A 14323-nucleotide genomic window follows, 5' to 3' on the forward strand; every position below is an offset into this window, starting at 1 on the left:
GAAAGGACAGACCATGACCACCAAGGCCTTCCCCATCACCGTCGCATCGTTGAAGCCGCTCGCTTGCGCGTTGAGCGACCGCCTCGGGCTGGACAACGAGATGATGATGCTCATCCGCTTTTGCGCCGTGCTTTGCAGCCTCGACCCCACGCACAGCGCCGGCTCACTCTACGAGGAGCTGTGCACGGCGATCGACGCTCGCAACGTATATCGCGCTGAAGCTCGGGCGCCGGGTCGCTTCCAGCGACAGCTTCTCAAGCCGACCTACGGCCGGTTCTGCCGCCGCCTGAAGCTCGAAGCCGCGTGGGAAGCCAGCCAGCCGAGCTGGCCCGTCAGCTTCGATCTCCCCGCTAAAACGTCGCGCTTCTGAGCGCGGCACCTTCCCTCCGGTATATCACGAAAGGATAGAACGATGACCGGCATCTTGTCCAAGAACTGGTGTTTCCTCGAGGCCGAGAACACTTACGACCATCAGGTCGCGACTGCGGCACTTTATGCGGAGCAGGCGCGCTTCGAGGCGCTTGTCGCGAGCTTTGACCTCGACGAGGAGGCTCTCGTCGGTCCGACCAGGCGCCTTTCGCGCGTGATGCTCCGCGTCGAAAACGCCTGGTTGACGAAGATCCTGCCCGCCGACTTCGACGACTTCGATCTCAGCCACCTTGGGCAGTTCCCGCGCAAATCTGCAGGAAACTGCGGCGCCGGCGCAATCGATGGAACTCCCGCAACCGGTCAGGGCCAGCGTATGGCCCGCGATCCCTCGTAAGGCTGCGGGCCGGAAGGAGCACGAACATGTCGACGAAGGCAAGGCGCATTCTACGCGAGGTGAAACAGCACGAGCTCGGTTTCGACCTGCAGCCCGTCCCGCAGACCGCGGGCGTCCTCTCCCCGGATCGCCCGAATAACGGACGCTTCGTGCCCATCGTCGACGGCCACTACCAAATACGACGTTTCGCTAACCTTCGAGGAAGCGGAAGGACGAACTGACGTTGCCTGGATCCGTCCGAAGAAGCCGATGGGATTGTACAGGCAGAACCCTAAGGAGCGCGGATCCGTGATCGGGAATGACTACATCCACAAGTTCAATCGTGCGCTTTCGTACAACAGCAGTCTCGAAAGCCGCTTCACGATGATGCTGCTGCGCGACCGCCATCTTGTCGACCTCCGCGAGGAGTTTCCGCGCGTGAACTACTGGCGTCCGGGCAGCCTGACGCCGAACCAGCATCTCGTCGACCGCTACGCCACCTACGACGACGGCTATCGAATCGCGTTCGCGGTCAAGACGACGGTAGAACTCGAAGAGAGTGGGATCATGGAGATCCGCGACCTCATCCTCGAGCAGAACACCGGCGAATACTTCGATGACTTCGTCGTTGTGACGGACGAGCAAATCACGGCGGCCCGGAGCGGAAACGGCGAGCAGATCCTGATCGCGTGCGACAACCGCAACGAACGCCATTGCGCGATCGTGCTGGAGCACATGCGCATGATCGAAGGACCGATCACCATCATGGCTGTCGCGCGCACTCTTGGGCCGGACATCGACGTCCAGAACTCGCTCTACTGCCTAATCTACGACGGCTTTGTCGAACATCTGTCGCCGGACGACACGTTCGACGACGCCCCCTTCATCCAGACAGTCTTACTTTAGGAGGCCATGCCATGGCACACGTCTACCGCTTCCCGCCCCTTGCCGCCGTCGTTTTTTCCTCCCGTGACAAGATCGTCCTCAACGGTGCAGATCACTTGTGGGAGTGCGACATCGGGCCAAACCACGTTCTCGTCGATGTTCTGACGTGCAAGGTGACGTCGTTCAGCAGCGACGAGGCCCGTCGAATGATGGCGAAGGGCGAGATGATCGTCTTCCACAACTTCCACTGCACGCCGTCTTAGGGCCTTGGGCCGAGGGGCCTCGTCAAAGCGCGCCGCCCGGTCCCAGTCCTCTTCCAACTTTTCTGCCAGCCGTAACGGCTGATCGACGCCTGCCGCCGGATCGCTCCGACGGCCCCGCCTTTCGCATGCCCAATGTTCCCAGAAAGGACACAGCAGATGCCGAATACCAGCAGCCTTCTTCCGATCGAAACGATCACCCGCCTCAGTGATCTGGACAAGATCGTCATCAACAACGTCGAATACGAGTGGGACTCCGACGTCGACGGACGCCGCTACTTCGTGCGCGTGAGCGGCGCCGGCCGCACCGTTTCCTACACCATCCACCAGACCGAGCAGATGATCGAGATGGGCGAAATGGTGGTCCACGAAGACTACTACGCCCCGCAGTCCAACAAGCGTCGCGGCGTCGTAGGTCACGAAAGTCTTCTCGCGATGCGTGACGACAAGATCCAGGAGGCGCTTCGCAAGGAGCGCTGGGTTCAGCTTGCCATCCGAGCAAAGGACGAAGGCAAGTACAAGGACGCTGGCGAAGGTCTGCCCGACGTCATCCTCCGCGATTACAAAAAGGCGATCACCGCCGCGATGAAGCGCGTTGGCGAAAAGCTCCAGACCACGCAGGCGAAGGGGAAGAAGGACGCATCCGGAAAGGAGGAAAAACCTGATGGCGACTATCTCCTCGGCGAACGGCCGCCGCTGCGGACCCTGAACGACTGGATCTCCAAGTACGAATCGGCCGACTTTGACATCAGCGGGCTGATCGACAAGCGCACGGGAGACAAGACGTCGCGCTTCACGCCGGAAGAGCGTCATCTCCATGCCCGCTTCGTTTTGAAGTACGCGAGCCGGACCAAGCCGACTGTCAGCCACCTGCACCGTCGCATGGTCGCGACCTTCCGGCGTCTCAACCGGAAGCGCGAGGCTAAGGGCCTGGAAAAGCTGCGCCCGCTTGGCGAAACCAGCTTCCGTTTGAAGATCCGTCGTCTTCCGAGCTTCTTCAAGAAGGCCGGCCGCGAAGGCAAGAAGCGAGCCCAGCTCTATTTCAATATCGTCCGCGCGGGTGCCGACAAAGGCATCCCCTTGCAGCGCGTGGAAGCCGACGAGTGGACGGTGGAGTTGCACACCATCCTCGAGGGAACGGTCGTTTGGGAAGAGCTCACGGTGGAGGAGCGTGAGGCTCTCTCGACTGTTCGGCTCTTTTTCAGCGCCGTCATCGACGTTGCCACCAAGTGCATTTTGTCGTTTCGCGTTTTCGTCGACGCGGCCAACATTGAATCGGCGCGTACGACGCTCGAACTGACGACCCGCGACAAGGATTTTCTCGCCAAGGCGGCGGGCTGCAAGTTCCCCTGGGAGATGAAGGGCAAGTTCCGCACGATCGGTATCGACAACGCGAGTTGGAACAAGTCCAACGCATTGCGCGGCACCCTGCTGGACGCCGGCGTCACCGACGTGTTCCCGCCCGCACGCACGCCTTACCTGCGCGGCACGATAGAGCGCTTCTTCCGCACGATCGCGTTCTTGGGACTCCAGGACTTCAACGGCCGCACGTTCAGCAACGTCATCGAGAAGGGTCGCGCCTACGACGACCATCCGGCCCCCACCATCCGCAACGACCAGCTCGCCAAGATCTTCATCCGGCTGATCGTCGATGTATATCACAACACCCCGCACTCCGGCCTCTGGGGCGCGACGCCCCGCCAGGCATGGCTGGAGCTGACCCGCGACAAGAAGGTCCCGCCCGCTCCGACCGGCTATCTCCGCCGCAACATCTACGGCACCCCAGGCGTCCGCGCGATCACCATGCAGGGCATCGTCTACGAGGACATCCAGTTCCAGTCCGAGCAGATCCAGCAGATCCGCCGCGACGACGAGCATGTCATGGTCCACATCCGCGTCGACCGTTACGACTTGAGCGAAATCTCGGTCATCTGGAAAGACGGTTTCCTGCGCGTGCCGGCGACGATCAAGGGCCTGGAGAATGTCAGCTATTGGCAGTGGATGAAGGCCAAGGAGCGCCTCCGCATCCACGACAAGGAAAACCTCGAGCTTGTCGCCGATGACGTCGCCGAGGCTATCGAATGGGCAGGCCAGGAGGCCGACGTCGCCAACGCCGCGTTGGAACTGACGTCGTCCGCCTTCACGATTTCCGAATACCTCTACGAGGACGAGAAGATCGGGCGCTTCGTCCGTATCGTCGACACCTCGGGTAGCCTCAGTGAAAAGGTCCGCACCCAGACGCCGAAGATGCGTTCCAGCAGCGCCGCCCTGCTTGGCCTCTCCAGTGTCAGCGCTACCGCCATCACTTCGGACGCCGCTGCATCCGAACGCGCTGCCGCCGAGATCGCGGTACGCCGCGCCGCCGACGCGAAGGCGTCTTCCACCGACACCCCGGACGACGAGTTCGGCATCATCGACTGATCCTGGAAGGAGGATTTCCCATGCCCAAGACCGCCATTTCTCCCGAACTCGCAGAGGCGCTCTCGCGGCTCCGCGTTTCGATGCCGCCCGAGGAGACCGAAATCGCCGACCGTATGGAGGCGATCAGCGCCCAGCACGTGCAGACGTTCAGGGACATTGCCTTCGGCAGCCGCTTTCGCAAGCTCAAACGCAGCCTTGTCGCCCATTTCACGGGCGACAACAAGCAGCACCGCATGATCATCGTCACCGGGGAGTCCCACTCGGGGAAGTCGAACCTGATCGATTACTGCCTCGACAACGATCCTGGGCTATCTCCCTACCCAACGAATGACGGCTTTCCGGCCGTCCCCGTCCTTCGCATGGACGCCCCATCGCCGTGCAATATGGTCAATGTCGCCATCGAAGGGCTCGAGGCGCTCGGCTACCCTGTGAAGGGGAACATCAAGGAGAAGGAAGCGTGGCCGCTTTTCCGCGCGCAGCTAAAGCGTCACAGGGTGCTGATCCTCTTTATCGACGAGGCGCAGCATGCGGTCAACTCGACGAGCAGCCGGGCCGATCTCCAGCGTCTGCGCGACATCTTCAAGCATGTCACGCAGATGAGGGACTGGCCGGTCAGGCTGATCCTTGCGGGCGTGCACCCGCTTGAACTGCTGCGGGAAGACAAGCAGATCCGCACCCGCTCCATGCCCATGCACCTAGGCGACATCACCGCCGCACATGCCAAACATGTTGGTCACTGGGTGAAGAAGATCGTCGAGGAGCACGCGAAGATGAGACTCGACGACTTGTTGGCCGGCGACTTTCCGCTCCGCCTTATCCATGGCGCCGGCGGCTGCTTCGGCTCCATCATCCAGTTGATCCGGATGGCGATCGAGGATGCGTTGGTGGCCAAAAAGGACGTCGTCGCCCTCTCCAATTTTGCCAGCGCATACGCAACGATGACGGGTTGCTCAAAGGACGAGAACATCCTCACGGTGACTAACTGGCGGTCGAGGGAGGGTGCGCTGGCCCGCTTGTCGGAGGCCGAGGAAACGGTGGCAGAGGTCGCAAGCCTGGCCGCAACAAGGTCCAAGCCTATGAGGGCTCACCGAGGAGGCGAAAGATGACAAAGCTTTCTCGCGCTGTAGTAGTGCACGAGGACGAACACGCCATGAGTGTCGTGGTAAGGCTGGCCGCGGCGCAGGACCTGCGACTGGATGATTTCTGCCGGCACCTGGGCATCGATCTTCCCGGCGTCTCCGGTGGGCGGGATGAGGCGGTCCGCGAGCTTGCATATCTCGCCAACGTTGACTTCAGCGCGCTCAGGCACCGGAGCTTGATCCGCCACGACGGTTTCTACGCCATCGGAGACGAGCGGCTGCTCGCGGGCAATTTAACGCGTTACCCGGCGAGGTACTGCCCTCATTGCCTCGCCGAAGATCGAGCGCATGGAACTGGACGTCTGAAGTCTCGGCCGTACGGTCGGGTATCCTGGCTCGTTTCGTTCGTGTCCACGTGCGCAGTCCATGAAGTAAGCCTATTGGATGTCGATACCAAAGCCCTAGAGCTGTCGAGGATCTGCTCGCAGTTTTCTGTCAGTGAATTCGACGCCTGCTCCGATCCTAAGATGGCGCCGAGAGCGGAATTCACCGAGTTCGAGCGCTATGTGTGCTCCAGGCTGGTCGGCGGTCGAAGTAAGCAGGGTAGTTTTCTCGACAAGTTGCCTCTTCATGTCGCCGGATCCTTGTGCGAACTGGTGGGTGCAGTTTTGACCCACGGACGTCCACGCGGAAAAACGGGCGATGATTTTGCCGCCATGCGCCAGGTGGGATTTCGTCTACTGCATCGCTCGGGTGCGCCGCTGAAGGAGTTCCTTCGGGAATTAGCCGTCGAGAAGGGTTCAAAAAGTAAAGCATCGACGGCGAAGACCTTGCACCGTCAGATCCATCGGGAGCTAAAATCAGGGCTGAAACATCCAGACTTTGACCGTGTGCGCGAAATGTTCCGCGAGGTCAGCATAGAGGAGCTGCCTCTCGGGCCTGGTGACGATGTCTTCGGACCGATCGAAGCGCGACGCTTTCACTCCCTTTGGACTGCCTACAAGGAGTTCGGCATTGCACCATTCCGTCTTGGCAAAATGCTCGAGGCCGGTGGCATTATCTCGAGCTACGACATCCGCTTGCCACCGAGCGCGACGATCGTCCCCGAACACGTTATGATCTCCTTCATCGAACGGAAGCGGGCTTCGTTTGACATTATGCAGGCTCGTCAGTTCCTGGGCGTGACGGATGCTGTCTTCGAAAGGCTGCTGGCACTCAAACTCCTAGGGCCGCTTTCGCATAGCTCCCAGCCGCGGGCAGCCGGACCTCTGTATGATCCGCAGGACGCTCAGTCGCTCTTGTTGCGTCTTCGTGGTGACGCCACCAGAACTCCGGCGCCGGACGCATTTGTAGACATCCTGGAGGTTCGCGCAGCAGCCGGCTGCACCCTCGCAGAAGTTCTGGATCTTCTGATGAGCTCCACCTTGACTCGGGTTTACTTTGACGAATCCAGGCAGGGGCTTCTCTCGATCCTTGTCGATCCGCAGGAAGTTCGGGAGATCGTTGGAAAGCGGTCACCGAATATCGTTCGCGTGGAGTTCGCGCACCCAACAATCGGGTCAATCGCAATTCGCGACATTTGGAGGCTGGTAGACGAGGGACACCTGACGAAGGTGGACGTTCCTCACCACATCAACGGTAAGCCTTGGAGCGTGTTGACCGCTTGGAGCGTCGAGCTTTTTGAGGAGCGTTACGCGTCTCTGGCTAAGCTGGCGCCTCGGCTCTTCACCGATGCCCGCCTGCTGAGGCGGGAACTTGAGGCGGAAGGGGTTGCGCCGTTTCTCAACAACCCGCGTCCCGAAAGGGCATTGTACGAAGTGGCAGCGGTGGCGCGGCTAGAACTTGGAATGGCGTTGAGGTGAGGCGCTGCCCGGCTTGACGCCATTCGAGTGCCGGGCTTTGCCGCTGGCCCGATCAAAGCAGTTTGCCGGTGCCGAAGCAGGCATCACCCGCCCGGCCGCGACAAGGCGAGGCTCAACAAATCCGTCACGGTGCCCGCGTCGCTCCTATCAAAACCCACCTGGCGTTAACCCCAATTCACTGCTGCCGAGGGGGCCGGGCCTCGGAACTTCAGCGAAGAACATCATCCAGCCAGACTGGAACCGTAACGGTCCGGATGTCTTTCAAGCGTCTGATCTTAAGAGAGCCGTACTCGCTACCGTGCGGAAAATGCAGCTTCATCTGGAGGTAATCTCTCTTTCCACATCGGTCGCACTTGAACTTGGTCAGCAGCCGGTCGAGCTGGAGGTTGCCGCTCAGCTTCTCAAGATCGTCCGGAAGGTAGTTATGCGTGATCCTGCAGAGATTGCAGCTCACCCGAATAATTTGACCCTGATCGGCAGCAGCGCGCAGCGTCCACGTCCGCAGGCGTTTGAACGGATGGATTTCAGGCATCGTCGGAAACCTTGATAAACCTCCACCCCGCTGCTGGTCGTGACTTGCCAGACTTGGCAACTCGGAAGTCGAGCTCGATTTCCGCCTCTCTGAGAGCATCCTTCAAGCTGGTCGACCAGACCGACACCAGATAGCGCCCTGCCCGGAAACGGTACTTGATTTTGGCTGGCCGCGCGCCAACTATTTGTCCGGCGCGGAAGCAGCGTTTCGCGAAGACGATGTCGGCGCCTTCTCGAACATTCGACGGCAGCCCCGACCACCAGGCGTCGAACGCCGCCTTCTTCTTAGTAACCTTCTTAACTTCGCTCGACACTGACCGTCTCCAATCGCGATCAAGTGTTCTGTATTTGTTCCAAACGCGCGCGATGTCAAGCCTGCTGTGCCCATTGTGATCCGGTTGACGCGGCTCGTGACGAGGTCTGATTGCAGATTAGTGTGAGTGGACGATTGCAGCCAGAGACGGTGTTAGCTGAAGCGATGTTTTTCGTGCTCAGTGCTCCAGACGCCGGTCAACGCGGATCGCATGGCTGGGCAGGAGCCAAGCCCAACTTGCTGAACGCGGCGACGACGCGGGGCCAGGAAGCGATCTATGTGATCGGCAACCGCGAGCTCTGGAAGCAGGCTGGCGTCTTTCAAATGTTGGACGCGATGCTTCCTAGGTAAGGACGGTTTCGCTGAGACTCGACGCCCTTCGAGACCCCCTCAATCCTTTCAAAAGCACCAATCCGGAATCGATCTAAACGGTGTGAGCCAACGCTTTTGCCGCTGATTTTGTCGTCTCGGCAAGTATCAAATGCGATCTGGCAGAGATGTCTGGGAAAGCGGGCGGAATTTCCCAATGAAATCAGTGCGTGCTCGGCAAGGAGTTTCCACTCCTAACATGAACGACGTCTGGGAGATTGCGGATGGGATTGATTGCCATGAGCGAGCGCGATCTGCAGCGGATCGCGATTTTGTCGAAAGTGATCGCCGACCGCATGACGATGGTGTCGGCGGCGCATGTGCTTGATCTGAGTACGCGCCAGGTGCGCCGGCTGCTGGAGCGGATCCGCACTGGTGGTGCGGCGTCGATCCGGCACAAGGCGATCGGCCGGCCGTCGAACAACCGGATCAGCGATGGTGTTCGGGATTATGCCGTGACGCTGGTTGGCACTTCGGGCCGACGCTGGCTCGCGAGAAGCTGATCGAACTGCATCAGATCTCGGTCGGTAAGGAGACGCTGCGGCAATGGATGAGCGAGGCCGGCATCTGGATCTCGCGTCGAGAGCGCAAGAAGCGAGTTTTCCAGCCACGCGGCCGGCGCGACTGTTTCGGGGAAACTTGTGCAGATCGATGAATCGGCGCCCTCACCCGCCCTGATCTGATCTGATCTTGCAAATCGGATTATCTCAACTGGGCAAGGTCACGATACGCATGGCCCCATCCACTGACCTAATCCTGATTGGCAACCACTGGCAAACTGCCTTCGTTCGAAAGACGGGTTTCGGTCTGCCTGGCGGCCGAGACAATGCGGCGCTTTGCGCGGATCGCGTGCCATTGTTGGTCGATCAGGACGCCGATGAGGATCACGCCACCCATGACAGCGAAATTCAACGACGAAGGGATACCAAGGAGATTGACGAGATTCTGCAACTCCTGGAGCAGGACCGTGCCCAGCACCACGCCGACGATCGATCCCTCGCCGCCGCGGAGCGAAAAACCGCCAAGTACGGCAGCGGCAATCGCGTAGAGTTCGTAGAACTGACCATGGCTCGCCGGCGAGATCGAGCGCGTGTACATGGCGAAATAAATCGCCGAAAGCGCTGTCAGCAGCCCGCAGATGACATAGGCCGACATGACCATGCGGCCGGTACGGATACCGGAATAGCGGGCCGCCTCCTCGTTCTTCCCGATTGCGTAAAGATAACGCCCGAAGACAGAGCGATGCAGCATGATCCACATGACCACGGTAATGATGACGAGCGCGATGAAGGTGTTGGGAACACCGTAAAACCGTCCGGCGGTCAGGAATTCGAGGTCGGGGAAATTCTGGCCGAAGGCAAAACCCGCTGTTCCGTCGGCCGTATAGAAGCGCGCTGCCCCACGATAAATCAGGAGGCCGCAGAGGGTGACGACGAAGGGCTGGAGGTTGAGCCGGGTGATCAGCCAGCCGTGGATGGCGCCTATGACCGCGCCGAGCGCGAGAATGAGCGGCAGCGCCAGCATCCAGGACATATCCTGGACCGCGATGAAATCGACGAAGAGCACGCCGAGAAGCGCGACGAGCGAGCCCACGGAAAGCTCGATACCGCCTGTGATAATGACAAAGGCCTGGCCGATCGACAGGATGCCGAATAGGCCGATCAGGTTGGCGGTGTTGGCCAGATTGATCGGCAGCAGGAAGCGCGGATTGATGATGGCGACGACGATGCCGACGACGACGATCAAAAGCAGCAGTCCGAGATCTTTTTTGATCATTCGAGATCCATCCCCCGATACTTATCTATATTGGCCGCAGCCGCTATTTTACCCTTTTGCCGACGGCAAGCAAAAGGACGCTTTCCTGGCTGATTTCGTCCTCTTCCAATATGCCGGCGATCTGGCCCTCGTGCATGACGGCGATGCGGTCAGAAACGCCAATCACCTCTTCCATGTCGCTGGAGATCATCAGGATCGCCACTCCGGCATCGGCAAGCGCTCGCATCAGGCCGTAGATCTCGTTCTTCGCGCCGATATCGATGCCGCGTGTCGGCTCGTCGAAGATCATCACCTTCGGGCTCATCGACAACCATTTGGCAAGCACCACCTTCTGCTGGTTGCCGCCAGACAGAGTGCCGGTTCGCGTCGAAACGGAGGGCGCCTTGATATCGAGGCGAACGCGCTGCTTTTCGGCCGCCGTCCTCTCCCGCTCGGCAGAAAGCATGAAGCGGCTGGAGAGCTTGGGGAGATCGGCAAGGGTTATGTTCTGGGCGATCGGGAAATCAAGAAGAATGCCGTTGCGCTTGCGATCCTCCGGGACCAGGAAAATGCCACGAGCGACGGCGTCCCGGGCAGACTTGATCGCAATTTGCCGCCCGTCCTGGAGAATGGCTCCGCCGTAGCTCCGGTCAATGCCGAAGAGTACCCTTGCAAGCTCGGTGCGGCCCGACCCAACGAGGCCTGCAAGCCCCATGATTTCTCCATACAGGATTTCCAGATCAACGGGACGGCCGGGATAGGCCTCGGTGCGCACGCCGCTTGCCTTTAGCGCAACCGAGCCGGGCGAGCGCTGCGGTTTTGCGGTCCGGGCCGCAAGCACCCGGCCGATCATCAGCTTGACCATCTGGTCGTGGCCGATGTCTTTCTTGGCGAGAGTGCCCACAAGCGTGCCGTCGCGCAAGACTACGACCCGGTCTGCGACGCGCTCAACCTCGTGCAGGCGATGCGAGATGAAAATTACACTGATGCCATCGGCTTTCAGCGATTTGATAATGCTCAGGAGCTGCTCGGTTTCGGCCAGCGGCAGGCTGGACGTGGGTTCGTCGAAGATGACGAGCCTGGCGTTGATGGACAGCGCCTTGGCGATTTCCACCATCTGCTGCTCGGCAAGGGAAAGCGATGCCACGGGTGTGTCGGCGGAAAAATGAGCCCCTACCCGCTTCAAGAGCGGCTTCACCATGTCTCGCAGCCGATCGCGATCGACGAGCTTGAAAGGTCCGGCCTTGAGCGGTTCGCGGCCCAGGAAGATATTGGCAGCAACGTCGAGATTCTCAAAGAGATTGAGTTCCTGGTGCACGAAGGCGATGCCGGATGCGATGCTCGATTCCACAGTGAGGAAACGAAGCTCCGTGCCGTCGAGCAGGATCGTGCCTCGGTCGGGGGCGATCACGCCGCCGAGAATCTTCATCAGCGTCGATTTTCCAGCCCCGTTCTCGCCGACGAGGCCGATGACCTCTCCCGGCATGATGTCGATCGACAGTCCCTCAAGCGCAACGACGCCCGGATAGGTCTTGCCAACGCCGGAAAGCGACAGGAATGGCGTTGCAAGCGCGTCCGGTGACGGGATGTCGGAGCTATGGTTCATCGCCTGTCCATGGCTGCTGATGCTGTCGGCATAAGACGTCTTTCGCGGCGGCGGCAAGTGCCGCCGCCGCGAAGGAGGGTTATTTTCCAGACATGGCCTTCAGGCTGGCGGCATACTTGTCAACGTCATCCTTGCCGATGATTACCGTCGGGATGATGATCAAGCCGTTGCTGGGAACGCCTGATTTGTCGCCCTTGAGGTAGGCCGCCATCAGCTTCATGCCCTGATAGGCCCATTCAAACGGCTGCTGCACGACGGTCGCTGCGATCGTCCCTTCCTTGACGCCGCCGAGCGTGATCGGATCGTCATCGAAGCCGACGACGGTGATCTGGCCGAGTTTGCCAGCGTCGCGCAGCGCCTCATAGATGCGTGGCGTATTATAGGAATAGAAACCGACCATGCAGGTGACGTCGGGGCTGGCCACCAGCGCGTCCTCGACGTTCTTCTTTGCGCGCGTCTGGTCGATATCGTCGCCGCGTACATCTGTCAGCTCTATCTTCGTGCCCTTCAGGCCGTCCTTCATGCCCTGGATGCGTTCCTTGGCATTGTCGGCGCCGAGCAGGCCGACGAAGCCGATGCATTTGCCGCCGTCCGGCATCGCTTTCTTGGCGATTTCGGCGGCCTGCAGGCCCGCGTCGATATTCGATGAACCGATATAGGCGACGCGGTTGGTCTGCGGCGCGTCACTATCGGTCGTGAAGAGAGCGGTCTGCGAGCCAATCTTGTTTAAGCCGTCCGTCTGGGTCTTGGGATCGACTGCGGAAACCATCACCCCCTTGACGCCGGCACTGACCAAGTCTTCCATAAGCCGTTGCTGAACGGCGACAGATGCCTGCTCAGGGTACTTCAGCTCCATCTGGTAGTCTGGCATCTCGCCCTGCGCCTTCTTCACGCCCGCCTCTGCGGCTTTCCAGAAGTCGGATGCGCCATTGACGACAAATGCGAGTGTCGGTTTGTCGGCAGCATGCGATACGGCAATCGGCGCCGCGCTCAGCATCAACCCGGCGAAGAACAAGGCTGCATTGCGTTTCAGCTGTTTCATAATACACCTCCCGAGGGGCCGCAGTTGCACGGGCCCGTTTCCGATTTACGGCCGGCCGGATGCGCGCCCCCTCCCAGGGCCGCCGCAAAGCGACGAGTGGCATAGGTTCCGATCGCTCCCTGACGGTATACAAGAAATTTAATTAGTAAATAGTATTATCAATGCAGATCAAAACATTTCATCGCGCAAGGCTAGGATGGCAATTTTGTACTGGCATTGGCCAATAACTGATAGTGTTGCAACAATTCATGCAATTGCCAGCGCTTTCAGATAGATGCTAATATTAATTATCAAAAACGACGATCAATCACCCTGACCGGTTATCCCAAGCAGAGACAGTTTCCACGAATGCGAAAACCCAAGACCCAAAATAAGCCTGTGCGCGTGACGATGATGGACATCGCCGCGGCGGCTGGCTGCTCGCAGGCGGCCGTCTCCTTCGTTCTCAACGACACGCCCGGCACCCGCATCTCACAGCAGACGCGCGATCGTGTATTGGAGGCGGCGCGCGCGCTCGGCTATATGGAGAAGACCTATGCGACGAAGGCCTCTTATTCGGGACTGGACAACGTCATCGGTTTCGCCGTGGATCAACTCGCCACCAGCCCGGAAGCGATCGTTGCGATCGAAGGCGCGCGGCAAGCCTCCTGGAACGCCGGCAATGTCCTTCTGGTAACCCAGACCCTCAGTGACCCCGTCATGGAGCCGAAAGCAATCGAGGCGTTGACGAACGGAGGCATATCGGCGCTCATATACATGACGATCTATACCCGCCAGGTGGAGCTTCCATCCTATGTCAGCAAGCTCAACATCCCGACGGTCCTGCTGAACTGTTATACGGCGGACCATGCCTTTCCCGCCGTGGTGCCGAGCGAGATCGCGGGAGGGCAGAGCTCCACCCGGCATCTGATCACGCACGGACACCATCGTATCGCGACGATCACCGGCGAAATCTGGATGCAGGCGGCGCAGGACCGGCTGACGGGATATCGCCGCGCGTTGGCGACCGCCGATATACCCTTCGATCCGGAATTGGTCATTGAAGGCGACTGGTCGGCCGGTGCCGGCTATGCCGCCACGATGAAACTGCTTGCTCTGAAAGAGCCGCCCACCGCGATCTTCTGCCAGAACGACCGCACTGCCATCGGGTGCTACGAGGCGCTCAAGGATGCAGGGCTTCGCATTCCCCAGGACATGTCGGTGGTGGGATATGACGACGAAGAAATTTCACGACATCTCGTTCCCCCGCTGACGACTTCGGTCCTTCCACATCTTGCCATGGGGCAATGGGCGATCGAACATCTCAACCCGGAAAGTACACCCGGCAAGCGCTATCCCATTGCGAAGCTCGAATGCTCGCTCGTCAAGCGCCATTCTGTCGCCACGCCGCGGGCCGAGGCGCGGCAGATCCTCGATGGCGCACATATGTCTTCATAGAACTTGGGTTCGCGCCGGGAC

General features: G+C 60.0%; 15 protein-coding genes and 1 pseudogene. 11 read left to right on the forward strand and 5 right to left on the reverse strand.

Annotated elements, in window-relative coordinates; genetic code table 11:
* The first annotated feature begins 13 nt into the window (after nucleotides 1-13).
* The 8 genes from GR198_RS05935 (at nucleotide 14) to GR198_RS05970 (ending at nucleotide 7249) form a co-directional block, all read left to right on the forward strand.
* Entirely contained in the window at nucleotides 14-370 is a 357-nt protein-coding gene (locus tag GR198_RS05935) for a hypothetical protein (RefSeq protein ID WP_164067885.1), read from the forward strand.
* A 42-nt stretch (nucleotides 371-412) separates the two neighbouring features.
* Nucleotides 413-763: a hypothetical protein gene (locus tag GR198_RS05940; protein ID WP_164067887.1), complete on the forward strand. Its 351-nt coding sequence runs from the start codon at nucleotides 413-415 to the stop codon at nucleotides 761-763.
* A 26-nt stretch (nucleotides 764-789) separates the two neighbouring features.
* Nucleotides 790-984: a hypothetical protein gene (locus GR198_RS05945; protein WP_131608910.1), complete on the forward strand. Its 195-nt coding sequence runs from the start codon at nucleotides 790-792 to the stop codon at nucleotides 982-984.
* 67 nt (nucleotides 985-1051) lie between these two features.
* Nucleotides 1052-1648, forward strand: coding sequence for a hypothetical protein (locus tag GR198_RS05950; RefSeq protein WP_164067889.1), 597 nt, complete (start codon nucleotides 1052-1054; stop codon nucleotides 1646-1648).
* Between the two features lie 11 nt (nucleotides 1649-1659).
* Entirely contained in the window at nucleotides 1660-1890 is a 231-nt protein-coding gene (locus GR198_RS05955) for a hypothetical protein (protein WP_164067891.1), read from the forward strand.
* A gap of 156 nt (nucleotides 1891-2046) precedes the next feature.
* A complete protein-coding gene (locus GR198_RS05960) occupies nucleotides 2047-4308 on the forward strand; it encodes a transposase family protein (protein ID WP_164067893.1) in 2262 nt (753 codons plus the stop codon).
* Nucleotides 4309-4328: 20 nt separating this feature from the next.
* On the forward strand, nucleotides 4329-5414 hold the full coding sequence (locus GR198_RS05965; RefSeq protein WP_164067895.1) for an ATP-binding protein: 1086 nt from the start codon (nucleotides 4329-4331) through the stop codon (nucleotides 5412-5414).
* Nucleotides 5411-7249, forward strand: coding sequence for a TniQ family protein (locus GR198_RS05970; RefSeq protein ID WP_164067897.1), 1839 nt, complete (start codon nucleotides 5411-5413; stop codon nucleotides 7247-7249). Before GR198_RS05965 ends, GR198_RS05970 begins: the two co-directional genes overlap by 4 nt.
* Before the next feature lie 208 nt (nucleotides 7250-7457).
* Here the strand turns inward: GR198_RS05970 and GR198_RS05975 are convergent, their stop codons facing one another.
* Entirely contained in the window at nucleotides 7458-7781 is a 324-nt protein-coding gene (locus GR198_RS05975) for a hypothetical protein (RefSeq protein ID WP_164067899.1), read from the reverse strand.
* Entirely contained in the window at nucleotides 7774-8094 is a 321-nt protein-coding gene (locus tag GR198_RS05980) for a hypothetical protein (protein WP_164067901.1), read from the reverse strand. Before GR198_RS05980 ends, GR198_RS05975 begins: the two co-directional genes overlap by 8 nt.
* A gap of 110 nt (nucleotides 8095-8204) precedes the next feature.
* On the opposite strand from GR198_RS05980, the gene GR198_RS05985 reads away from it, so the two are divergent.
* Nucleotides 8205-8444, forward strand: a complete 240-nt coding sequence (locus GR198_RS05985; RefSeq protein WP_164067903.1) for a hypothetical protein — start codon at nucleotides 8205-8207, stop codon at nucleotides 8442-8444.
* Between the two features lie 242 nt (nucleotides 8445-8686).
* Nucleotides 8687-9121, forward strand: a pseudogene (locus tag GR198_RS05990) (helix-turn-helix domain-containing protein); the annotation flags it as partial.
* 91 nt (nucleotides 9122-9212) lie between these two features.
* Here the strand turns inward: GR198_RS05990 and GR198_RS05995 are convergent.
* The 3 genes from GR198_RS05995 to GR198_RS06005 form a co-directional block, all read right to left on the reverse strand.
* Nucleotides 9213-10238, reverse strand: coding sequence for an ABC transporter permease (locus tag GR198_RS05995; protein WP_164067905.1), 1026 nt, complete (start codon nucleotides 10236-10238; stop codon nucleotides 9213-9215).
* A gap of 43 nt (nucleotides 10239-10281) precedes the next feature.
* Nucleotides 10282-11823: a sugar ABC transporter ATP-binding protein gene (locus tag GR198_RS06000; RefSeq protein ID WP_164067907.1), complete on the reverse strand. Its 1542-nt coding sequence runs from the start codon at nucleotides 11821-11823 to the stop codon at nucleotides 10282-10284.
* A gap of 79 nt (nucleotides 11824-11902) precedes the next feature.
* Nucleotides 11903-12865 (reverse strand): sugar-binding protein, encoded by a 963-nt coding sequence (locus tag GR198_RS06005; protein WP_018242042.1) that lies wholly within the window; start codon nucleotides 12863-12865, stop codon nucleotides 11903-11905.
* A 348-nt stretch (nucleotides 12866-13213) separates the two neighbouring features.
* On the opposite strand from GR198_RS06005, the gene GR198_RS06010 reads away from it, so the two are divergent.
* Complete coding sequence (locus tag GR198_RS06010) at nucleotides 13214-14302, forward strand: LacI family DNA-binding transcriptional regulator (protein ID WP_029875144.1); 1089 nt, start codon at nucleotides 13214-13216, stop codon at nucleotides 14300-14302.
* Nucleotides 14303-14323 lie beyond the last annotated feature (21 nt).

The sequence above is a fragment of the Rhizobium leguminosarum genome (genome assembly GCF_010668065.1).
GTDB lineage: Bacteria > Pseudomonadota > Alphaproteobacteria > Rhizobiales > Rhizobiaceae > Rhizobium > Rhizobium leguminosarum_S.

What these genes read in the sequence shown, in the direction of transcription:
- GR198_RS05995 (WP_164067905.1), bottom strand. Translation starts at nt 10,238, where the DNA reads ATGATCAAAAAAGATCTCGGACTGCTGCTTTTGATCGTCGTCGTCGGC.
- GR198_RS05940 (WP_164067887.1), top strand. Translation starts at nt 413, where the DNA reads ATGACCGGCATCTTGTCCAAGAACTGGTGTTTCCTCGAGGCCGAGAAC.
- GR198_RS06000 (WP_164067907.1), bottom strand. Translation starts at nt 11,823, where the DNA reads ATGAACCATAGCTCCGACATCCCGTCACCGGACGCGCTTGCAACGCCA.
- GR198_RS05975 (WP_164067899.1), bottom strand. Translation starts at nt 7,781, where the DNA reads ATGCCTGAAATCCATCCGTTCAAACGCCTGCGGACGTGGACGCTGCGC.
- GR198_RS05960 (WP_164067893.1), top strand. Translation starts at nt 2,047, where the DNA reads ATGCCGAATACCAGCAGCCTTCTTCCGATCGAAACGATCACCCGCCTC.
- GR198_RS05955 (WP_164067891.1), top strand. Translation starts at nt 1,660, where the DNA reads ATGGCACACGTCTACCGCTTCCCGCCCCTTGCCGCCGTCGTTTTTTCC.
- GR198_RS05935 (WP_164067885.1), top strand. Translation starts at nt 14, where the DNA reads ATGACCACCAAGGCCTTCCCCATCACCGTCGCATCGTTGAAGCCGCTC.
- GR198_RS06010 (WP_029875144.1), top strand. Translation starts at nt 13,214, where the DNA reads ATGCGAAAACCCAAGACCCAAAATAAGCCTGTGCGCGTGACGATGATG.
- GR198_RS05945 (WP_131608910.1), top strand. Translation starts at nt 790, where the DNA reads ATGTCGACGAAGGCAAGGCGCATTCTACGCGAGGTGAAACAGCACGAG.
- GR198_RS05970 (WP_164067897.1), top strand. Translation starts at nt 5,411, where the DNA reads ATGACAAAGCTTTCTCGCGCTGTAGTAGTGCACGAGGACGAACACGCC.
- GR198_RS05965 (WP_164067895.1), top strand. Translation starts at nt 4,329, where the DNA reads ATGCCCAAGACCGCCATTTCTCCCGAACTCGCAGAGGCGCTCTCGCGG.
- GR198_RS06005 (WP_018242042.1), bottom strand. Translation starts at nt 12,865, where the DNA reads ATGAAACAGCTGAAACGCAATGCAGCCTTGTTCTTCGCCGGGTTGATG.